The organism is Frigidibacter sp. MR17.24 (assembly GCF_037095655.1).
Classification (GTDB): Bacteria; Pseudomonadota; Alphaproteobacteria; order Rhodobacterales; family Rhodobacteraceae; genus Frigidibacter.
This window is the reverse complement of the sequence record NZ_JBAWKE010000001.1, coordinates 935,470-956,029: the sequence shown is the minus strand read 5'-3', so window position 1 is coordinate 956,029 and position 20,560 is coordinate 935,470. Positions and strand designations below refer to the sequence as shown.

Here is a 20,560-nt window from a genome sequence, read left to right as displayed (position 1 = left end):
CCGGGAGGGACCGCCCCATGCTGCTTTGCATCGACTGCGGCAACACCAACACCGTCTTCTCGATCTGGGACGGAACCCAGTTCCTGTCGACCTGGCGCATCCGCACCGATCACCGGCGCACCGCCGACGAATACTATGTCTGGCTCTCGGGGCTGATGAGCCTGCGCAAGCTGGAGGTCGCGATCACCGAGGTGATCATCTCCTCGACCGTGCCGCGGGTGGTCTTCAACCTGCGCGTCCTTGCCAACCGCTATTTCGACTGCCGCGCGCTGCAGGTGGGCAAGCCGGAATGCGCGCTGCCGGTGGCGCCGCGCGTCGACCAGGGCACCACCGTCGGCCCCGACCGGCTGGTCAACACCGTGGGCGGCTTCGACCGCCACGGCGGCAACATCGTCGTCGTCGATTTCGGCACCGCCACCACCTTCGATGTCGTCGATGACGACGGCGCCTATATCGGCGGCGTGATCGCGCCCGGGGTGAACCTCTCGCTCGAGGCGCTGCACATGGCCGCGGCGGCGCTGCCTCACGTGGACGTAACCAAACCGCAATCGGCAATCGGCACGAATACGGTGGCCTGCATGCAGTCGGGCGTCTACTGGGGCTATATCGGGCTTGTGGAAGGGATCGTGCGCCAGATAAGGATCGAACGCGAAAGACCTATGAAGGTGATCGCGACAGGCGGCCTCGCGCCGCTGTTTGCCCAAGGCACGGATCTCTTCGACGCGATCGAAGATGACCTGACCATGCACGGGCTGGTGCTGATCCACCGGCACAACACGGCACTGGAGACCGGATGACCAAGAAGGACCGCCTGATCTATCTGCCGCTCGGCGGCGCGGGCGAGATCGGAATGAACGCCTATGTCTACGGCTACGGGCCGGAGGGCAGGGAACGTCTGATCCTCGTCGATCTGGGCGTGAGCTTCCCCGACATGGAGACGTCGCCCGGCGTCGACCTGATCATGCCCGACATCGCCTGGCTCGAGGCTGCGGCCGACCGGCTCGAGGGGATCTTCATCACCCACGCGCACGAGGACCACATCGGTGCGATCGGGCACCTGTGGCCGCGTCTGCGCGCGCCGATCCATGCCCGCAAGTTCACCGCCGCCATCGCCAAGCTGAAGATGGAGGACCAGGGCCAGCCCTCGGACGTGATCCAGGTGCACGAACCGCGCCCCTCGGTCGTCGAATGCGGGCCGTTCAAGGTCCAGTTCGTGCCGATCGCGCATTCGATCCCCGAAAGCTCGGGCCTGGTGATCGACACGCCGGCGGGCCGGATCGTGCATACCGGCGACTTCAAGCTCGACCCCGACCCGGTGGTGGGCGAGAAGACCGATCCCGAGGTCTGGAAGGGCATCGCGCGGGAACAGTCGGTGCTGGCGATGATGTGCGACTCGACCAACATCTTCAGCCCGCAGCCCGGCCGGTCGGAAAGCACGCTCGCCGGCCCGATCACCGAACTCGTGTCGGCGCAGACGGGCCTGATGGTCGCGACCACCTTCGCCTCGAACGTCGCGCGGCTGAAGACCCTGGCCGAGGCCGGCCATGCCGCCGGCCGCTCGGTCTGCCTGCTGGGCCGGGCGATGAAGCGCATGGTCTCGGTCGCGGTCGAGACCGGCGTGCTGACCGATTTCCCGCCGGTGGTGCAGCCCGAACAGGCCAGCGAGATCGGGCGCGAGAACCTGATGCTGATCGTCACCGGCTCGCAGGGCGAACGCCGGGCGGCCTCGGCGCAGCTGTCGCGGGGCAAGTATCTGGGCCTCGAGATGAAGGAGGGCGACAGCTTCCTCTTCTCCTCGAAGGTCATCCCGGGCAACGAGAAGGGCGTGATCCGGATCATGAACGCCTTCTCGGAGATGGGCGTGGACGTGATCGACGATCGCGGCGGGCTCTATCACGTGTCGGGCCATGCCAACCGGCCCGATCTCGATGCCGCCCATGCGATGATCAAGCCGAAGATCCTGATCCCGATGCATGGCGAGCATCGCCACCTGCGCGAACACATGAAGCTGGCGGAGTCGAAGGGCATCGCCTCGGAGATCGTGACCAACGGCACGATGATCGAGCTGTCGGGCGGCTATCCCGAGGTGGTCGAATACATCGAGACCGGGCGCACCTATCTCGACGGCTCGGTGCTGATCGGCGCGCTGGACGGCGTCGTGCGCGACCGGATCCGGATGGCGCTGAATGGCCACGTGCTGGTGACGATCATCGTCGACGAGGATGACCAGCCGCTGGGCGACGCCTGGGTCGAGACCATGGGCCTGCCCGAGGTCGGCCGCACCCGGGCACCGCTGGTCGACACGCTGGAGAACGACCTGGCCGAGTTCCTCGAGCGGGTCGATGCCAAGACCGTGCGCAACGACGACCGGATGGACGAGCAGGTGCGCCGCATCGTGCGCCAGGTCTCGGTCGAGGAGATCGGGCGCAAGCCCGAGGTCACGGTGGTCATCTCGCGCCTGATCGCCGAGTGACGCCGCCCGGCGCGCCCCCCGCGGCGCGCGCCGGTCGCCAGCGGAAACGGTTTCGAAACAGCCCCGCCGGGCCGCGCTGATCCGCGGTCCGGCGTTTTTGCATCCGCCCCCCGCGGCGTGCGGAACCGCCCATGGCGCGACATGCAAAGGCCCCGGGCACGCATCCGCGCCCGGGGCCTTTGGATCACGGTCGGTGGCGCCTTACTTGGCGCTGTCGGTCTCGGCGGCGGGCTTCAGGCGGAAGTCGCGCATCAGGAAGTCCGGCACGTGGTCACCCATGCCGATCACCGGCGTGTCGTCCTCGCGCTCGCGGCGGCCGCCACGGCGGTCATCGCGACGCTCGTCACGACGCTCCGGGCGCGGCTCGCGGGCGGCCGGCGCAGGAGCGGGCGCAGACACGGGTACCGACACGGGTGCCGAAACGGGGGCGGGCGCGGCCACCGGCTCGACCGCGGCGGCGGCCGGCTCGGCCACGGCGACCTCGGTCACGGCGGGCGCGTCCGCGGCGCGGGTCTCGTCCCGGTTCTCGTCGCGGGCGCGACCGCGGCCACCACGGCTGCGGCTGCGCGACTTCGGTGCGCGCTCCTCACGCTCGGGGCGCGGCTCGCGCTCGGGCCGGTCGCCGGCCGACAGCGCGAAGCCCTCGGGGGCCTCGGCCCGCGGCAGCGCCGCCTTCACCAGGCTCTCGATCGCCGACAGGTACTTCTCGTCCGCCGGCGTCGCGATCGTGTAGGCCGTGCCCTTGCGGCCCGCGCGGCCGGTGCGGCCGATGCGGTGGACGTAATCCTCGGCATGGCTGGGCACGTCGAAGTTGAACACGTGGCTGACCGCCGGCACGTCAAGGCCGCGCGCGGCCACGTCCGAGGCGATCAGGAACCGCAGGCTGCCATCGCGGAAGCCGTCAAGCGTGCGCATCCGCTGGCTCTGGTCGAGGTCGCCGTGGATCGGCGCGGCGTTGAAGCCATGCGCCTTCAGCGATTTGGCGACGATGTCGACCTCGGTCTTGCGGTTGCAGAAGATGATCGCGTTCGAACAGGCGTCGCCCTCGGCCTCGATGATCGCGCGCAGAAGCTCGCGCTTCTGCTTGGCGGCCATGTCCTTGCGCGTCGGCGTGATCTCGATCAGCTTCTGGGTGATGTTCTCGCTGGTCGTCGCCTGCCGCGCCACTTCCACGCGCGCGGGGGCGTGCAGGAAGGTGTTGGTGATGCGCTCGATCTCGGGCGCCATCGTGGCCGAGAAGAACAGCGTCTGGCGGGTGAAGGGCGTCAGCTGGAAGATCCGCTCGATATCCGGGATGAACCCCATGTCGAGCATCCGGTCGGCCTCGTCCACGACCATGATCTGCACGCCGGTCAGCAGAAGCTTGCCGCGCTCGAAATGGTCGAGAAGCCGGCCCGGGGTCGCGATCAGCACGTCGACGCCGCGGTCGATCAGCTTGTCCTGCTCGCCGAAGGACACGCCGCCGATCAAGAGCGCCTTGGTCAGCTTGGTGTGCTTGGCATAGACGTCGAAGTTCTCGGCCACCTGGGCGGCCAGTTCGCGCGTCGGCGCCAGAACCAGCGACCGCGGCATCCGGGCGCGGGCGCGGCCCTTGCCCAGCAGCGTGATCATCGGCAGCGTGAAGCTGGCCGTCTTGCCGGTGCCGGTCTGGGCGATGCCCAGCACGTCCTTGCCCTCCAGCGCATGCGGGATCGCCTGCGCCTGGATCGGGGTCGGAGATTCGTAGCCGGCTTCGGAAATGGCCTGAAGCACGCGGGGGTCGAGCGCGAGGTCGGTAAACTTGGTCATCAGCGTCCTTGATTGCGGCATCGGGCCGCAAGGTGATGGGCGCTGAGATGACGCGCCCGGGGCGTCGCTCCGGGGGCCGGACGCCCCTCGGGTTCGGGTGGCGGTAGCGTATTTCCGCCGAAACGTCAATCGTTCCACAGGTTTTCCGCGGGATTTGGCCCCCAAGTCGACGATTCCCGTGCCTCTGTCGCCGGAATGTCGCGCCTTCCGGGGCGGGCGGGCCGCCCCGGAGTGGGTCGACCCGGGCGCCGGCGGTCGCGGCGGTGCGGGTTTCCTCTCCGCCTGCCGCGCGCGCATCCTGCCCAACACCGCGACATCCGCCCGCGCCCCGGCGCCGGCCGGGGCGGTCTTCGCCGCGCGAGGGGCGGTTTCCGCAAGGTGAACGAATTTCACCGTGCTGTCATGCAACCCGATCGCCCCGGTCACGTTCAATGGGGGCGGGGCCGGGGGTGCGGCACTTCTCACGAAGCGTTCGGCCTGACCTATCCAAACCGGCCCCGCGCGAAATCCAGACCGAGACTTCCCGGAAAAGGAGAGACCCGATGATCGTCAAGAGCGGATCCGCCGAATGGAGTGGCAGCCTGAAGGAAGGCAAGGGCTCGGTGTCGACCGAGAGCGGCGCCCTGGACAAGCAGGCCTACGGGTTCGCCATCCGCTTCGAGGGCAAGACCGGCACCAACCCCGAGGAACTGATCGGCGCGGCCCATGCCTCGTGCTTCTCGATGGCGCTGTCGAACATCCTGGGGCAGGAGGGCATCACGCCCGAGAAGATCGCGACCACCTCGAAGGTGACGCTCGATCCCTCGGCCGGCCCGAAGATCACCAAGGTCCATCTCGTGACCGAGATCAAGGCGCCGGCGGACGAGGCGAAGATCCTTGAATGCGCCGAAAAGGCGAAGGCGGGCTGCCCGGTGTCGCAGCTGCTGGATGCCGAGATCACCATGGAAGCCAAGGTTCTCTGAACCCAGCGCAAAAGGGGCTGCGATGTTCATCAGGTTCGGTCACGAGTTCACAGTCAGCTGCACGCAGCCCACGCCGATGGTCTGCCTGACCGCCGCGCATGTCGAGCGGTCGGGCGACCTCATGGAACCCGAGACGCTGCATTCCGACCGCGACGACGTGCCGGTGCACAGCTATTACGACATCTTCGGCAACGTCGTGCGCCGCTTCGTGGCCCCGGTCGGCGACTACACCTTCGGCTCGGGCGGGGTCGTGCGCGACAGCGGCCTGATCGACGACGTGCCGCCCCCCGGTGCCGGCGACACGCCGATCGCGGCGCTGCCCGACGACACGCTGATGTACCTGATGGGGTCGCGCTACTGCGAGACCGACCTGCTGTCGCCGGTGGCCTGGCAGCTGTTTGGCGGGATCGAGCCGGGCTGGCCGCGGGTGCAGGCGATCTCGGAATTCGTGAACGGCCGCATCGCCTTCAACTATCAGGATGCCGACGCGACCCGCACCGCCTTCGGCGCCTTCGAACAGTGCAAGGGCGTCTGCCGCGACTTCACCCATCTCGGGATCGCCTTCTGCCGGGCGATGAACATCCCGGCGCGCTACGTGAACGGCTATCTCGGCGACATCGGCGTGCCGGCCGCGCCCTATCCGATGGACTTCTCGGCCTGGATGGAGGTCTTCGTCGCCGGCAAGTGGTACACGCTCGACCCCCGCCACCACGAGCGGCGGATCGGCCGCATCGTCGTCGCCCGCGGCCGCGACGCGGCGGATGTGCCGCTGATCAACTCCTTCGGGCCGCATCTGCTGGCGAAGTTCGAGGTCTGGACCGACGAGGTCGTCGAGGCCTGATCACCCCGCCGTCGGGTGAAGCACCGGCCGGTAGCCCTGGGCCAGCACCGCCCGGACCGGCGCAGGCGTCAGGCAGGTGACGGTGCTCGCAGGCCGCGCGAATGCCGCATCGTAACCCGCTGTCCCATAGCGATGAATGCGGTCCCCAAGCACGAGGTGCGGCGCCCCGTTCCACAGCAGGAAGCAGCCATCGGGCAGCGCCGCGGCGGGCAGGATCTCGCGCCGCTGGGTCCGGCCGTCGAGACGGGCGCGATGCAGGGCCGCATCCATCGCGGCGGCCTTCGGGCGATTGTTGAAGGCGCGCTGCCAACAGTCGAGGAAGGTTGAGTAATCCTCGCGTCGGCACTCGGCGCAGGGCCGGTGGCCCGCGGCCAGCGCCACCGCCTCGTCGAGGAAGAACAGCTCGGTGTACCGGCCGGGTGCCATCAGCGGCCGGCGCCGGTCGCGAAAGGCCAGCCGGCAGCAGATCCAGGCGCGGTGGCGCCAGCGCGCGGCACCCAGGCGGCGGTCGGCGTCATGCAGGCAGCCGCGGTTGCCCATGAACAGGCCCCGCCCGGGATCGGCGACGATCTCGCCTTCGGGACGAACGCGGTTCTGCAGCGGCACCAGCCCCTCCGATCGCCTTGAGACGCGAGATCAGCCGCGACGGCCAGGCCGTTGATCCAAGGGGATTTCCCTCAGACCATCATCTCCTTGGTCGCGGTGAGCCGCAGCCCCTCGTAGTCGCGCAGCACCCGGTCGATATCCCATTGCAGGCGGGTCAGGAACACGAGGTCGCCGTCGTTGTCGGTGGCGATGTGCTGCTTGTTGGCATTGACCATCCGGTCGATCGCCGCGCGGTCGCCCTGCACCCAGCGCGCCGACTGGAACTGCGTCGGCTCGAACCGCACCGGGATGCCGTATTCGATCTCGATCCGGCTCGCGAGCACCTCGAACTGCAGCGCGCCCACGACGCCGACGATGAAGCCCGAGCCGATCGAGGGCTTGAACACCTTCGCGGCGCCTTCCTCGGCGAATTGCATCAGCGCCTTTTCCAGGTGCTTGGCCTTCATCGGATCGGTCGCGCGCACCGCCTGCAGAAGTTCGGGCGCGAAGCTCGGGATGCCGGTGAAGCGCAGGGCCTCGCCCTCGGTCAGCGCGTCGCCGATCCGAAGCTGGCCGTGGTTGGGAATGCCGATGATGTCGCCGGCCCAGGCCTCGTCGGCCAGTTCGCGGTCGGCGGCAAGGAACAGCACCGGGTTCGTCACCGCCATCGGCTTCTTCGAGCGCACGTGCAGAAGCTTCATGCCCCGCTCGAAATGCCCCGAGGCGAGGCGCACGAAGGCGACGCGGTCGCGGTGCTTGGGGTCCATGTTGGCCTGGACCTTGAAGACGAAGCCGGTGACCGGGCGCTCCTCGGCGCCGATCTGGCGGCTGTCCGAGGTCTGCGGCTGCGGCTCGGGGCCATAGCTGCCCATGCCCTCCATCAGCTCGCGCACGCCGAAGGAGTTGATCGCCGAACCGAACCAGATCGGCGTCATGTGCCCCTCGAGGAAGGACTTGCGGTCGAAGGCCGGCAGCAGCTCGCGCGCCATCTCGACCTCTTCGCGCAGCTTCGCCAGCAGATCCGCCGGCACGTGGTCGGCAAGCTTCGGATCGTCGAGCCCGGTGATCTTCACCGTCTCGGCCACCTTGTTGCGGTCGGCCCGGTCCATGATCTCGAGCCGGTCGTTCAGCAGGTCGTAGGCGCCGATGAACTCGCGCCCCATGCCGATCGGCCAGGAGGCGGGGGCCACGTCGATCGCCAGGTTCTCCTGGATCTCGTCGATGATCTCGAAGGTGTCGCGGCTTTCGCGGTCCATCTTGTTGCAGAAGGTCAGGATCGGCAGGTCGCGCAGGCGGCAGACCTCGAACAGCTTGCGGGTCTGCGATTCCACGCCCTTGGCGCCGTCGATGACCATGATCGCGGCATCGACCGCGGTCAGCGTGCGGTAGGTGTCTTCCGAGAAATCCGAGTGGCCGGGCGTGTCGACGAGGTTGAAGCGGTAGGGCCCGAACTCGAACGACATCGCCGAGGCCGAGACCGAGATGCCGCGGTCCTGCTCCATCTTCATGAAGTCCGAGCGCGTGCGCCGCGCCTCGCCCTTGGCGCGGACCTGGCCGGCCATCTGGATCGCGCCACCGAACAGCAGGAACTTCTCGGTCAGCGTGGTCTTGCCGGCGTCGGGGTGCGAGATGATCGCGAAGGTCCGGCGGCGGGCGATTTCGGGCGGAAGGGCGGGGCGATTGTCGAGCATGCCCGGCAGATAGCGGCAAGGCGCGTGTCAGGCAATGGGGATGCGCAGCGGCTGGCCGCGGGAGGGGGCGTGGGAGGGGGCGCTGCCCCCGCGGCCTGCGGCCGCCCCCCGGGATATTTGAACAAAGTCGAAAGCCGCTTCGACTTTGCCGAAATATCCCCGCCGGAGGCGCATGTCTCCGCCCCGCGGAGGTGTCGGAGGGAGGCGCCGTGTCGTCTGGTCCTGGACCGCTCAGCCGCGGCCGCGCGCGCGCAGGAGGGCGGCGCGGTCGGTGGCGTCGAGGGCGGTCTCGGTGCCGAAGTGCTGCGCGTGGTCGAGGCCGGGGAAGCGGGCGCGGACCTCGTCGGAGATGTCGCGCGGCATCAGGCCCAGTGTCGCCTCGCAGACCATCAGGCTCTCGCAGGGGATGCCCTCGGCATAGAGGATCTCGTGGCGGTCGAAGACGAGGGCGTAGTAGTCGATCCAGCCGCCGTCGCGCAGGCGGATCTCGGCGCCGGTCAGCAGGTGCTTGGCCTGCACGAGCAGTTCCGCGGTGCCGGCGATGCGCGCGGTGCCGCGCTGGTAGAGGAACAGGCGGTGGTGCTGGCTGACCACCAGCGCGTCGGCATTGCCGAGCGCGCCCGGGGCGAGGACCACGGGCGCGAAGCCGCCCTGGGCGCGCAGCGTCGCGCGGCCGATCCAGCGCACGGGCTGGGCGCCGTTGTCGCGGGTCAGCACCCGGTCGCCGGGGGCCAGGGTCTCGATCGCGCGCTGGGCGCCCGAGGCCATGGTGATCATCGTCCCGGCCCCGAACGAGGCGCAGGCGACATCGGCGAGGTGGACCTCGGGCGGTGGCGGCTCGGTCGAGATCAGCGTGTAGTCGGTGCGCGGCGCGAGCGGCGAGAACGGCAGCACGTAGGCCGCGCCGGTCGGGTCGTGGCGGATCACCATCAGTTCGAGCCGGTCGCCGTCGGGGGCCATCAGGTGCAGGAGCGCGACCGGCGTCACGCCGTCGCCCGCCGCGCCGATCTGCGAGCCGGGCGCGACGCTCTGGCGCGACGAGGAGGCGGCGAGGCGCAGCGTGAGGGCGGCGGCGGCGGTGTCGAGGCGGTAGATGTCCCCGGCCTCGCAGGTCTCGGGCTGGTCGAGCCCGTCGCCCTGGTTGGCGCCGGCCACCACCCAGATGTCCTCGGCCGCGAAGAGCTGCAGCGCGAAGGAGGGCGGGGCGGTGGCGGTGTCGTGACCGTGCGCGGGCTCGGGTGTCGTCATCGGGGTCCTGGTCCCAGGCTTGGGGAAGTCTTGAGGCGAAGCGGCGTGCCGGCCGGGGTTGTGGCCGCCGGCGGTGCCGGGCATGGTCGCATTCTATACGCGCCCGGCGGGCAAATGGTTTAGGGGTGGCGCCGGTTTCGCGCGCCGGCGGGGCTTTGCGGCCACAGCCGAGCGCGGCGCCCGCGCTTCGCGCGGCGGTTGTGCCGCGGGACCGGACGGACCCCGCCGCGGGGGCGCGGCGCAGTGGAAGGAGCAGGCGATGGATCTGGGGATCAGGGGCAAGCGGGCGCTGGTGACGGCAAGCTCGAAGGGGCTGGGCCGCGGCTCGGCGATGGCGCTGGCGGAGGCGGGCGTGGATCTCGTGCTGAACGCGCGCGGGGCCGAGGCGCTGGAGGCGACGGCGGCCGAGATCCGCGCGGCGCATGGCGTCGAGGTGGTGACGGTCGCGGGCGACATCGTGAGCGAGGCGGGCCGGGCCGCGGTGCTGGAGGCGGCGCTGGGGCAGGGGCGCAAGATCGACATCCTGGTGACCAATGCCGGCGGGCCGCCGCCCGGGATCTGGTCGGACTGGAGCCGCGACGACTTCATCCGCGCGCTGGATGCCAACATGCTGACGCCGATCGCGCTGATGCAGGCCTGCCTGCCGGGGATGATCGCGCGCGGCTGGGGACGGGTCGTCAACATCACCAGCCAGTCGGTCAAGGCGCCGATCCCGCAGCTGGGCCTGTCGAACGCGGCGCGCACCGGCCTGACCGGCTTCGTCGCCGGCACCGCGCGGCAGGTGGCGGGGGCGGGGGTGTGCATCAACAACCTGCTGCCCGGCATCCACGACACCGACCGCGGCACCTCTCTCGATGCCGGGCAGGCGGCCAAGGAGGGCATCACCGCGGCCGAGGTGCGGGCGCGGCGCGAGAAGACGCTGCCCACCGGGCGCTATGGCACGGCCGCCGATTTCGGCGCGACCTGCGCCTTCCTGTGCTCGGTCCATGCGGCGTTCATGGTCGGGCAGAACGTGCTGCTGGACGGGGGCGTGGGCAACCAGACGCTCTGAGCCGCGTTGCGGGGCGGGGCCGGCGCTGCTAAGCCTCGCGCGTCCCTGAAAAGAGCCGCGAGCCCTCCGCCCCGTGCCCCAGACCCGCCCCGTGTCACAGACCCGAGCCGTGCCCCAGACCCGATCCGCGCCCCAGCCCAGCCCGCCCGCCGCCGTCCCGCCGCCGCGTCTCGAGGTCGAGGGGCTGGTGCGCCGCTTCGGCGGCCGCGCCGTGGTCGAGGGGGTGTCGCTGCGGATCGGCCCGGGCGAGGTCACCTGCCTGCTCGGCCCCTCGGGCTGCGGCAAGTCGACGACGCTGCGCCTGATCGCGGGCGTCGACCGGCAGGACGAGGGGCGGATCGCGGTCGACGGCGAGACGGTCTCGGGCGCGGGGGTGCACCGCCCGCCCGAGGCGCGCGCGATCGGGCTGATGTTCCAGGACTTCGCGCTGTTCCCTCATCTGTCGGTGGCCGAGAACGTGGCCTTCGGGCTGCGCGGGCTGGACCGCGCGGCGCGGGTGCGCCGGGTGGGGGAGCTGCTCGAGCAGGTGCACATGGGGCGCTATACCGACATGTATCCGCACGAGCTGTCGGGCGGCGAGAGCCAGCGGGTCGCGCTGGCGCGCGCGCTGGCGCCGCGGCCGCGGATCCTGCTGATGGACGAGCCGTTCTCGGGCCTTGACGAGCGGCTGCGCGACGGGATCCGCGACGACACGCTCTCGGTGCTGAAGGCCGAGGGGACGGCGGTGCTGCTGGTGACGCACGAGCCGCACGAGGCGATGCGGATGGCCGACCAGATCGCGCTGATGCGCGGCGGCCGGGTGGTGCAGCAGGGCGCGCCCTACAACCTGTACAACGCCCCGGTGGACCGGGCGGCGGCGGCCTTCTTCTCGGACGTGAACGTCATCGAGGGCCGGGTGAAGGGCGCGCTGTGCGAGACGCCCTTCGGCGTGTTCCTGACCCCGGGCCAGCCCGACGGCGCCCGGATCGAGATCGCGATCCGGCCCCAGCACCTGAAGATCGATTTCGATCGCGGCGGGCGCGGGCCGAACCCCACCGTGCAGGACGGCACCCCGGCGCGCGGCGTGGTCGAGCGCGCGCGCTTCCTCGGGCGCGAGAGCCTCGTCGAGTTCCGGATGGATTTCGACGGCTCGATCCTGCGCGCGACGGTGCCGGCGGTGTTCCTGCCCAAGCCCGGCACGCCGCTGTGGCTGACGATCCGGCGCGAGCGCTGCTTCGTCTTCCCGGGCTGAGGACGGCGCGGGCGGGCGGGTGACGGAGAGGGGGCGCTGCCCCCTCGCCCTTGCGGGCTCACCCCCGGGATATTTGGGCAAAGTCGAGAGGCGGGACGCCGCGAGGCCCGGGCCGGGACGGCGGGGGGGCGGTGCCCGGCGGCGGGCGATCCGGGCCGTGGATGCGGTCGCGGGGGGCGCGGCGTGGGCATGGGCGGTCAGGCCGGGTCGTCGTCGATCCCCGCCTGCGGCAGCAGCGTCGCGACCTTGGCCAGAAGCGTGCGCGCGGGGCGTGCCAAGGGGTCCGCCTCGTCGCCCGCGACCTGGCGCAGGCCGCGCACCAGCGCCTGCAGCTCGTCCGGCGTCATCAGCGTCGGCGGCAGCACCAGCGGCGCGCGCAGGATGTAGCCCAGACCGCGCTCGCCCGAGACCGGCATCCCCGTCTGCGACAGGATCGCCATGTCGCGCCAGATCGTGCGCACCGAGACGCCGAGGTCGCGCGCCAGCTCCTCGGCCGTGTGCAGCCGGCCGTCGCGCATGATCTGCACGATGTCGTAAAGCCTGTCGTCGCGCTTCATTCCCGTCTCCGCACGGTTGCGGCCCGTATCTGGCCCGGTGCTGGCCCGTATCGGGCCCGCATCTGGCCCGGGGGGCGTCCGCGCCCCGTCCGCCGGGGCAACTGACAAATTACTGTCAGTTGAGCGCGGGCGCGAGGGGGCTCGCGTCTTTTCGGCCGGGGCGGTTTCGGCGTATCACGGGACACCGAATTTCACATCCGCGCGGGCGTTCGGGTCCGGCGCGGAGGCTTCACGGGGAGCAAGACCATGCTGAACAACATCGGCCTTCCGGGCCTTCTTCTGATCGCCGTCATCGTCCTGGTGCTTTTCGGCCGCGGCAAGGTGTCGTCGCTGATGGGCGAGGTCGGCAAGGGCATCACCGCCTTCAAGCACGGCGTGAAGGAAGGCGACAACGAGCACGAGACCGCGCGCGCCACCCGCGACGTCACACCCGAGAGCGAGAAGGAAAAGGCCTGAACCGGGCCTGTCCGAACCGGGCCTGTCGCCCGGGCCGGCCCGGGGCGGATGCCGCGGCGCCGGATGATCGCCGGGCCCCGGCCGGGGGCCGGGACCGAGACCGCCGCGCCACGCGGGCGCGGCACGCGCTGGGACGCTGAGACATGCTGGACATCGGCTGGAGCGAGCTGCTTCTGATCGGGATCGTGGCCTTGATCGTGGTCGGTCCGAAGGACCTGCCGGTGATGTTCCGGCAGCTGGGCCGGATCACGGCCAAGGCGCGCGGAATGGCGCGCGACTTCAGCCGCGCCATGGAGGATGCGGCCAAGGAGGCCGGCGTCGACGACGTCGCCAAGGACCTCAGGAAGGTCACCTCGAAGAAGTCGCTCGGGCTCGACGCGCTGGAAAAGGCCGCCGACCGCTTCGAGAAATGGGATCCGAAGATGCCGCGCAGCGAGCCGCCGAAGGCGCCGATGGGGCCGGCGACGCAGGCGCTGGCCGACAAGCAGGCCGCCAAGGCCGCGGCGGCCAAGGACGGCGTCGGCATCGGCACCATCGGCGAGACGCCGGCCTCGGCCCTGCCGGAGACGCCCGAACCCGCTTCGGCCCCGGTTCCGGGATCCGAGGCGCCGCCCGCCGAGGCGCGCAAGATCATCGCCACCCGCACGCGTGAGACCAGCGGCGCCGCCGCGGTCCGCGGCGAGGGCGGCCCCGACGACGCGGCGCTGTCGCAGGACGGCGTCAAAGAGGGCGGCGCGGCCTGACCGGTCGCGCACGTCCCGCGCAAAAGCAAGGACCGACCGGCATGACCGCCTCCACCGACGAGATCGACGACAGCGCCGCCCCGCTGATCGAGCACCTGGCCGAACTGCGCACCCGCGTGATGTGGTCGCTCGCCGCCTTCGTGGTGGCGATGTGCATCTGCTTCATGGTGTGGAACCCGATCTTCAACTTCCTGACCGTGCCGATCTGCGGCGCGCTCGAGGGGCGGGGGCAGGCCTGCGGGCTGGTGCTGATCGCGCTGCAGGAGGGCTTCTTCGTCGCGGTCAACATCTCGCTCTTCGGCGGGCTGGTGCTGTCGTTCCCGATCATCGCCTACCAGATGTGGCGGTTCGTGGCGCCGGGGCTTTACAAGTCCGAAAAGAACGCCTTCCTGCCGTTCCTGATCGCCTCGCCGGTGATGTTCATCCTGGGCGCGGCCTTCGCCTATTACGTCGTGCTGCCGATCGCCTTCGACTTTTTCCTGAGCTTCCAGCAGGGCCCGCTGGCCGCGACCTCGGCCGATGCCGCGGCAAGCGTGCCGGCCGATCCGAACGCGCCGCCCGCGGGCATCGTGTTCCAGGGCTCGGTCCAGGCCTATCTCGGGCTCACGATGAAGTTCGTGCTGGCCTTCGGGCTGTGCTTCCAGCTGCCGGTGCTGCTGACGCTGATGGGCAAGGCGGGGCTGATCTCGGCCGACGGCCTCGCCTCGGTGCGCAAGTATGCGGTGGTGGGCATCCTGATCACCTCGGCGCTGGCGACGCCGCCCGACGTGCTGAGCCAGACGATCATGTTCTGCGCGATCTACCCGCTCTACGAGATCTCGATCCACCTGATCCGCCGGATCGAGCGCAAGCGCGAGCGTGACCTGCGGGCGCAGGGGCTGTGGGTCGAGGATGTGCCGGACGAGACCGACCTGCCGGAGAAGCGCGGGTGAGCTTCGAGGCCGAGACGCTGGCGCGCATCGCCGAGGCGCTGGAGCGCATCGCCCCGGCGCCCGGTGGCGCGCCGGATTTCGCGGCGGCCGACGCCTTCCTGTGGCATGTCGGGCCCGACCGGCTGGCGCCGGTGGCCGAGGTGTCGCGGGTCGATCTGTCGCTGCTGATCGGGGTGAACCGGGCGCGCGACACGCTGCTGGAGAACACGCGCCGCTTCGCGCAGGGCTTCGCGGCCAACAACGCGCTGCTGTGGGGCGCGCGCGGCATGGGCAAGTCGAGCCTGGTGAAGGCGATCCACGCGCGGCTTCTGTCCGAGGGGCTGTCCTTGAAGCTTGTCGAGCTGGCGCGCGAGGATCTGGCCTCGGTCGGGCGGCTGCTGGCGCATCTGCGCGCGGCCCGCAACCAGCGCTTCGTTCTGTTTTGCGACGACCTGTCGTTCAGCCATGACGACCAGCATTACAAGGCGCTGAAATCGGTGCTGGACGGCGGGATCGAGGGGCGGCCCGAGAACGTGCTGTTCTACGCCACCTCGAACCGGCGCCACCTGATGCCGCGCGACATGATCGAGAACGAGCGGTCCTCGGCGATCAACCCGTCGGAGGCGGTCGAGGAGAAGGTCTCGCTCTCGGACCGGTTCGGGCTGTGGCTGGGGTTCCATCCCTGCGATCAGGACGACTATCTCGCGATGATCCGCGGGTATTGCGACAGCTACGGCGTCGAGATCGACGAGGCCACGCTGCGCGCCGAGGCGATCGAGTGGCAGGCCACGCGCGGCGCCCGGTCGGGTCGCGTGGCGTGGCAGTATTTCACCGATCTCGCCGGGCGGCGGGGCATCCGCGTGTGATCCCGGCGCCGGCCCGCCCGGCGCGCTGTCGCTTGCAGTCGTCGCCTGCGGCGCGGGGGTCAGCTGTCGGGCGCGAGGGTCGGGCCGATCGCGGGGGGCTGGTCGCCGTCGCGGCCGATCTGCAGCTTTTCGCGCGCGAGCAGCTGCCAGTCCGGTCCCGCCGGCGCGACCTCGAGCGGGGCATCGTTGGCCTCGATCCGCGGGGCGCGGATCGGCCAGCTGCGGTTCGACATCGCGTTGGCGATGCAGCTTGCCCGCCAGATCCCGTCAGCCTCGCGCCGCAGGAGCGCCGAGGAGCGGTATGCCTCGATCAGGCGCTGGCCGCCGCGCAGCAGGTGGGTTTCGTAGCAGCCCGACAGGATCGCGCCGCCGATCGGGTAGACATCGGTGGCGACGCGGAACAGGTCGGTGGCGCGCTGGTTGCGGATCAGGTGACGGAAGGCGTCGAACCCCTCGTGCAGCGTCTCGCGGTCGGTGATGATCATGGTGCGGCGGGTGGTCATCACGATGAAGGGCAGGGCCATTGTGTCGGCATAGGCGTCGAAGTCGTTGTCGAAAAAGGTCTGCCCGACCCGGTCGAGCCAGCTTTGGAAAATCTGCATCGCGCCGCTCCTTCACCCCGCCGGCCGGGGCGGGCCGGGCGGATGCGGGAAGGCTTGGCCGATTCTGGTGAAGCATCCGCTAACGACGCGTGTCTTGCCGTGCGCGCGGCCCTTGCCCGGCGCCGCGCGACTGGCTAAACGGCGGGGGCCGGGTGATTAGCTCAGTTGGTAGAGCGCCTCGTTTACACCGAGGATGTCGGGAGTTCGAGCCTCTCATCACCCACCACCGGCCCCCCCGCCACGTCCCCGCCCGCCGCGTTCCCGCAGTGCCGCGTCCCCGTCAGCCGTAGCGCCGCCCCGCCTCGATCGCGAGGCCGGTGCCGACCGAGCCCAGCATGTCGCCGGTGGCGAGCCGGGTGCCCGGCAGCGCCGCCGCGACGACGCGGGCAAGCGCCGGAAGCTGCGCCGCGCCGCCGGTCAGGAACACCGTGTCGATCGCGCCCGCCGTCAGCCCCGCCTGCGCTAGCACGGTGCCGATGCGCCCCGCGATCCGCTCGAGCGGCTGTTCGAGCGCCGCCTCGAGCCGCGCGCGGGTGACCATCGGGTTCGGCCCCCCGGTCAGCGCGTGCAGCTCGAGCCGGGCGGCCTCGGCCCCGGTCAGCGCGATCTTGGCTGCTTCCGTCGCCATCGCCAGCGCGTGGCCCTGCCGGTCCTCGACCACGCGCAAGAGGCGCGCGACGCGGTCGGGGGCGTCGGCCTCTTTCAGCAGGGCGCGGATGTCGGTGATGTTGCGCTGGCTGTAGGCCATGTTGATCCGCACCCAGGTCGCGAGATCGACGTAATAGTGCCGCGGCATCCGGCCGCGCCCGCCGCCGGTGGTGGTGTCCAGCCCCAGCTCGGGCATCACCTCGGCCAGCGAGAACTGGCGGTCGAAATCGGTGCCGCCGACGCGGATCCCGTCATTGCCCAAGATGTCGGCGGCGCGGTCGGCGGCGCGGGCGCGCTCGGGCGAGAGGCGGATCAGCGAGAAGTCCGAGGTGCCGCCGCCGATGTCGACGATCAGCACCAGCTCTTCGCGCGAGAGTGTCGATTCGTAGGCGAGCGCCGCCGCCAGCGGTTCGAACTGGAACGACACCTCGGTGAAGCCCTGGTCGCGCGCGATTCGCGCCAGCGCCGCCTCGGCCTCGGCATCGCCCTCGGGGTCGTCGTCGACGAAGTGCACCGGCCGGCCCAGCACGGCGCGGGTGATTCCCGGCCCCGCCTCGGCATCCAGCCGCGCCCGCAGGTGGCCGAAGAATCGCGATATCACCTCGGCGAAGGGCACGGCGCGGCGGCCGATGCGGGTGGATTCGCGGATCAGCCCGGTGCCCAGCGTCGATTTCAGCGACCGCATCAGCCGGCCTTCCTCGCCCGAGACATAGGCGGCGATGGCGGCGCGGCCGTAGAGCGGCGGGCCGCCCTCCTCCTCCCAGAACAGGGCCGAGGGCAGGGTGACGCTGGGTCCCTCGAGCGGGATCAGTGCCGGGACGCCGTCGCGGGTCAGCCCGACGGTGGAATTCGAGGTGCCGAAATCGATTCCGCAGGCGTGCGGGCGCGGGGGGGCGGGCATGGCCGGGCTCCGGGTCGGGGAGGGGGAGGCGGGGTGCTAACCGCTTGTGCCCTTGCTGTAAAGGGTTTCGCGCGGCGCCGCCGGGGGGGCGCGGACGGGCCGGAAACGGCGGATGAAAAAGCGATGACGAATTGCGCTCGCAGGTGCTTGACGCCACCTGCGCCACACCCTAAACACCCCCCACGTTCGGACGACGATCCGGGCGGCTGCAAGCGGTTGTAGCTCAGTTGGTTAGAGTACCGGCCTGTCACGCCGGGGGTCGCGGGTTCGAGCCCCGTCAACCGCGCCAGCCGCCAGGATCGTCATCGAACCGTGAAATGCGGTTGTAGCTCAGTTGGTTAGAGTACCGGCCTGTCACGCCGGGGGTCGCGGGTTCGAGCCCCGTCAACCGCGCCATTTCACCTGTGCAAACGGCCGGTCCCTCGCGGGGCCGGCCGTTGTCGTTTGGCGCGCCGCTCCGTGACCGGCCTGCGGCGGTCTTCGGCAGGGGCACCCGGGCCGGGGGGGCGCGGGGGGCCGCGCCGGCCCCCCGACCCTGTTGTCCGATCCCGTCCGCTAAAGGTCGAAGCGATAGCGCACGTGGCCGTCCGCCGCGGCATAGGTGTCGTAAAGCCGCCGTGCCGCCGCGTTGGCCTCGTCCGCCATCCAGTAGAGCCGCGCGCAGTCGAGCCCGCGGCCGCGCCGGGCCACGGTGTTGATCAGCGCCCGGCCCAAGCCCTGTCCGCGCGCCGGCGCGTCGACGAACAGGTCCTCGAGGTAGATGTCGTCGCCCGGCACCCAGGTCGAGGGATGCACGACATAGGTCGCGAATCCCGCGAGCCGCCCCTCGGCGGTCTCGGCGAGGATCAGCCCCAGCGCCGAGCCCGGATCGAGCGCCCGGCCCCAGGTCGCGTCGGTGACCCCCGGCACGAGGGTCTTGCCGTAGAAGGCGAGATAGGCCTGCCACAGCCGCTCCCATTCCGCCCGGTCCTCGGGCGCGGCGTCGCGCAGGACCATGTCAGCCCGCGATCCGGTCGAGGATCCGCGCCCAGGAGCGGATGCCCTTGTGGAAGCTTTTCAGGTCGTACTTCTCGTTCGGCGAGTGGATCTGGTCGTCGTCGCGCCCGAAGCCCACCAGCATCGCGTCGGTGCCGAGCACGGTCTTGAAATGCCCCGCGATCGGGATCGAGCCGCCGCAGCCGACGAAGGCGGCCGGAACGCCCCATTCCTCGCTCAGCGCGAGGCGCGCGGCCTCGAAGGCGGGGTCCTCGATCGACATCTCCGAGGCCGGCGCCCCGTCCTTGCCCTTGAACGTCACCTCGCAATCGGCGGGGATCTGGGCGCGGACCCAGTCGCGGAACGCCCGCTGGACCCGGTCGGGATCCATCCCCGGCACGAGGCGGAAGGTCAGCTTGGCATGGGCCTGCGACGGGATCACCGTCTTCGATCCCGCGCCCTGATAGCCGCCCCAGATGCCGTTGATCTCGGCCGTCGGCCGCGACCACAGCATCTCGAGCGGGGTGCGGTCCTGCTCGCCGGCCGGGACCGACAGGCCGACCTCGTCCAGGAAGCCCGCGTGATCGAAGCCCAGGCCCTGCCACTGCGCGCGCATCGCGTCCGGCAGCTCGGCCACGTCGTCGTAGAAGCCGGGGATGGTGATCCGGCCCTGGTCGTCGAACATCGCGCCGAGGATCTTCGTCAGCACCCGCGCCGGGTTCATCGCCAGCCCGCCGTACATGCCCGAATGCAGGTCCTTCGAGGCCGCGGTGATCGTGATCTCGTCCCCGGTGATGCCGCGCAGCATGGTCACGATCGCGGGCTTGTCGGCGAACAGCCCGGTGTCGCAGATCAGCGCGAGGTCCGAGCGCAGCTCGTCCGCGTTCTCGCGCATGAACGGCACCAGCGAGGGCGAGCCCGATTCCTCCTCACCCTCGAGGAAGATCGTGAGGTTGCCGGGCAGGCTGCCATGCACCGCCTTCCAGGCGCGGCAGGCCTCGATGAAGGTCATCAGCTGGCCCTTGTCGTCGCTGGCGCCGCGGCCGCGGATCACCTTGCCGCCGGGGGTGTCCTGCAGCTCGGGGTCGAAGGGGTCGCGGTCCCACAGCGACAGCGGGTCGACCGGCTGCACGTCGTAATGGCCGTAGAACAGGATGTGCCGGCCCGGCCCCTGGTGGCGACCCATGACCATCGGCTGGCCGGGGGTCGGCCGGACCGAGGCGTCGAAGCCGATCGCGGCGAGATCCTTGCCCAGCCAGTCGGCGGCGCGGGCCGAGTCGGCGTTGAAGGCGGGATCGGTCGAGATCGAGGGGATGCGCAACAGTTCGATCAGCCGGTCCACCGCCTGCGGCAGGTCCTGGTCGATGCGGTCGAGCACGGAATCGAGTGCCGTCCTGGCAGCGGGGGCTTGCGTCATTGCGCGGGTCTCCTTGGGTCTTGTTCCGTCGACGCCGGGCGGCCCCGGGGCGGGGCGGCGGGAGCGGCGTTCCGGGGGGCGAGCCTAGCACCGGGGGCGGTGCTGTCCAGAGAGGCGGGACCGCCGCGCCGGGCGCGCGGCATCACGGCGCAGGACCCGCACGGCGACTTGAACGGGGCCAGATCGGCGCCGGGGGCCGCGGTGAGCCGGGGCGTGGCGGCGGGGCCCACCCAAGCCCGCGCCGCCGGGCGGGCAGGGGCCGTGATGTCCTGTCCACGGTGGCCCCGTGGTGGACAGCGACGGAAGGGGCGCAAGGCCGCGACACCGGGTGAGGCAGTGGCCGGGACGCGCCATCCGCGGTGGCCGCGTGGCGGACAGCGACAGGACGGGCGCAGGGCTGTGATGCCGGGCGGGCAGCAACCGTGACGGCCGATCCGCGGTCGCCGGTCGCGGACAGGGAAAGAAGGGGCGCAAGGCCGATCTACAGGCCGTGGCAGTGCCGTGACGGGCCTTTCGCGGTGGCCGTGTTGCGGACAGGGGACCGAAGGGGGGCAGGGCCGCGATACCGGGTGGGCCGGGGTCCGGGGCCCGGATCGTTCGCGGGAGGGCTGCGC

At 70.9% G+C, this 20,560-nt stretch carries 19 protein-coding genes and 3 tRNA genes; 13 read left to right on the top strand and 9 right to left on the bottom strand.

Annotation, left to right across the window (positions count from 1 at the left end; translation table 11 throughout):
• The first annotated feature begins 17 nt into the window (after positions 1–17).
• Positions 18–797, top strand: a complete 780-nt coding sequence (locus V8J39_RS04435; protein WP_336459641.1) for a type III pantothenate kinase — start codon at positions 18–20, stop codon at positions 795–797.
• Positions 794–2,473, top strand: a complete 1,680-nt coding sequence (locus V8J39_RS04430; protein WP_336459640.1) for a ribonuclease J — start codon at positions 794–796, stop codon at positions 2,471–2,473. Before V8J39_RS04435 ends, V8J39_RS04430 begins: the two co-directional genes overlap by 4 nt.
• 201 nt (positions 2,474–2,674) lie before the next feature.
• Here V8J39_RS04430 and V8J39_RS04425 read toward each other — a convergent pair whose 3' ends face one another.
• Positions 2,675–4,261 (bottom strand): DEAD/DEAH box helicase, encoded by a 1,587-nt coding sequence (locus V8J39_RS04425; RefSeq protein ID WP_336459639.1) that lies wholly within the window; start codon positions 4,259–4,261, stop codon positions 2,675–2,677.
• A 542-nt stretch (positions 4,262–4,803) separates the two neighbouring features.
• On the opposite strand from V8J39_RS04425, the gene V8J39_RS04420 reads away from it, so the two are divergent.
• Positions 4,804–5,223: an OsmC family protein gene (locus V8J39_RS04420; RefSeq protein WP_336459638.1), complete on the top strand. Its 420-nt coding sequence runs from the start codon at positions 4,804–4,806 to the stop codon at positions 5,221–5,223.
• A gap of 22 nt (positions 5,224–5,245) precedes the next feature.
• The gene (locus V8J39_RS04415; protein ID WP_336459637.1) at positions 5,246–6,064 is read left to right on the top strand and encodes a transglutaminase-like domain-containing protein; all 819 of its coding nucleotides are present in this window, start codon (positions 5,246–5,248) and stop codon (positions 6,062–6,064) included.
• On the opposite strand, the gene V8J39_RS04410 is transcribed toward V8J39_RS04415, so the two are convergent.
• The 3 genes from V8J39_RS04410 to V8J39_RS04400 all read right to left on the bottom strand — a co-directional run bounded on the left by V8J39_RS04410 (position 6,065) and on the right by V8J39_RS04400 (position 9,588).
• Positions 6,065–6,670, bottom strand: coding sequence for a hypothetical protein (locus V8J39_RS04410; protein WP_336459636.1), 606 nt, complete (start codon positions 6,668–6,670; stop codon positions 6,065–6,067). It lies immediately after the preceding gene.
• Positions 6,671–6,741: 71 nt separating this feature from the next.
• Positions 6,742–8,340, bottom strand: coding sequence for a peptide chain release factor 3 (locus V8J39_RS04405; RefSeq protein ID WP_336459635.1), 1,599 nt, complete (start codon positions 8,338–8,340; stop codon positions 6,742–6,744).
• 231 nt (positions 8,341–8,571) lie between these two features.
• Positions 8,572–9,588 carry a Hint domain-containing protein gene (locus tag V8J39_RS04400; protein WP_336459634.1) on the bottom strand — a complete coding sequence of 339 codons (1,017 nt, stop codon included), beginning with the start codon at positions 9,586–9,588 and terminating at the stop codon, positions 8,572–8,574.
• A 259-nt stretch (positions 9,589–9,847) separates the two neighbouring features.
• Here V8J39_RS04400 and V8J39_RS04395 point away from each other — a divergent pair, with 259 nt between their 5' ends.
• Together V8J39_RS04395 and V8J39_RS04390 are read left to right on the top strand one after the other, a co-directional pair.
• On the top strand, positions 9,848–10,639 hold the full coding sequence (locus tag V8J39_RS04395) for an SDR family oxidoreductase (RefSeq protein WP_336459633.1): 792 nt from the start codon (positions 9,848–9,850) through the stop codon (positions 10,637–10,639).
• 109 nt (positions 10,640–10,748) lie between these two features.
• Positions 10,749–11,870, top strand: coding sequence for an ABC transporter ATP-binding protein (locus tag V8J39_RS04390; protein WP_336459632.1), 1,122 nt, complete (start codon positions 10,749–10,751; stop codon positions 11,868–11,870).
• A gap of 197 nt (positions 11,871–12,067) precedes the next feature.
• Here V8J39_RS04390 and V8J39_RS04385 read toward each other — a convergent pair whose 3' ends face one another.
• Complete coding sequence (locus V8J39_RS04385) at positions 12,068–12,427, bottom strand: helix-turn-helix transcriptional regulator (RefSeq protein WP_336459631.1); 360 nt, start codon at positions 12,425–12,427, stop codon at positions 12,068–12,070.
• 246 nt (positions 12,428–12,673) lie between these two features.
• On the opposite strand from V8J39_RS04385, the gene V8J39_RS04380 reads away from it, so the two are divergent.
• From V8J39_RS04380 to V8J39_RS04365, 4 genes are all read left to right on the top strand, one after another.
• Positions 12,674–12,883, top strand: coding sequence for a twin-arginine translocase TatA/TatE family subunit (locus V8J39_RS04380; RefSeq protein ID WP_336459630.1), 210 nt, complete (start codon positions 12,674–12,676; stop codon positions 12,881–12,883).
• A gap of 143 nt (positions 12,884–13,026) precedes the next feature.
• Entirely contained in the window at positions 13,027–13,626 is a 600-nt protein-coding gene (tatB, locus tag V8J39_RS04375) for a Sec-independent protein translocase protein TatB (RefSeq protein ID WP_336459629.1), read from the top strand.
• Positions 13,627–13,667: 41 nt separating this feature from the next.
• Positions 13,668–14,558 (top strand): twin-arginine translocase subunit TatC, encoded by an 891-nt coding sequence (tatC, locus tag V8J39_RS04370; protein WP_336459628.1) that lies wholly within the window; start codon positions 13,668–13,670, stop codon positions 14,556–14,558.
• Entirely contained in the window at positions 14,555–15,403 is an 849-nt protein-coding gene (locus V8J39_RS04365) for an ATP-binding protein (RefSeq protein ID WP_336459627.1), read from the top strand. Before tatC ends, V8J39_RS04365 begins: the two co-directional genes overlap by 4 nt.
• Positions 15,404–15,462: 59 nt before the next feature.
• On the opposite strand, the gene V8J39_RS04360 is transcribed toward V8J39_RS04365, so the two are convergent.
• Entirely contained in the window at positions 15,463–16,005 is a 543-nt protein-coding gene (locus V8J39_RS04360; protein ID WP_336459626.1) for a hypothetical protein, read from the bottom strand.
• A 150-nt stretch (positions 16,006–16,155) separates the two neighbouring features.
• On the opposite strand from V8J39_RS04360, the gene V8J39_RS04355 reads away from it, so the two are divergent.
• A tRNA-Val gene (locus V8J39_RS04355) sits at positions 16,156–16,231 on the top strand.
• A gap of 54 nt (positions 16,232–16,285) precedes the next feature.
• On the opposite strand, the gene V8J39_RS04350 is transcribed toward V8J39_RS04355, so the two are convergent.
• A complete protein-coding gene (locus V8J39_RS04350) occupies positions 16,286–17,554 on the bottom strand; it encodes an Hsp70 family protein (RefSeq protein ID WP_336459625.1) in 1,269 nt (422 codons plus the stop codon).
• 212 nt (positions 17,555–17,766) lie between these two features.
• Between V8J39_RS04350 and V8J39_RS04345 the strand changes: the two genes are divergently transcribed.
• Positions 17,767–17,843 (top strand) — tRNA-Asp (locus V8J39_RS04345).
• Positions 17,844–17,873: 30 nt separating this feature from the next.
• Positions 17,874–17,950: transfer RNA gene (locus tag V8J39_RS04340), tRNA-Asp, on the top strand.
• Between the two features lie 159 nt (positions 17,951–18,109).
• On the opposite strand, the gene V8J39_RS04335 is transcribed toward V8J39_RS04340, so the two are convergent.
• Complete coding sequence (locus V8J39_RS04335; RefSeq protein ID WP_336459624.1) at positions 18,110–18,550, bottom strand: GNAT family N-acetyltransferase; 441 nt, start codon at positions 18,548–18,550, stop codon at positions 18,110–18,112.
• 1 nt (position 18,551) lies between these two features.
• Positions 18,552–19,946, bottom strand: a complete 1,395-nt coding sequence (locus V8J39_RS04330) for a M20/M25/M40 family metallo-hydrolase (protein ID WP_336459623.1) — start codon at positions 19,944–19,946, stop codon at positions 18,552–18,554.
• Positions 19,947–20,560 lie beyond the last annotated feature (614 nt).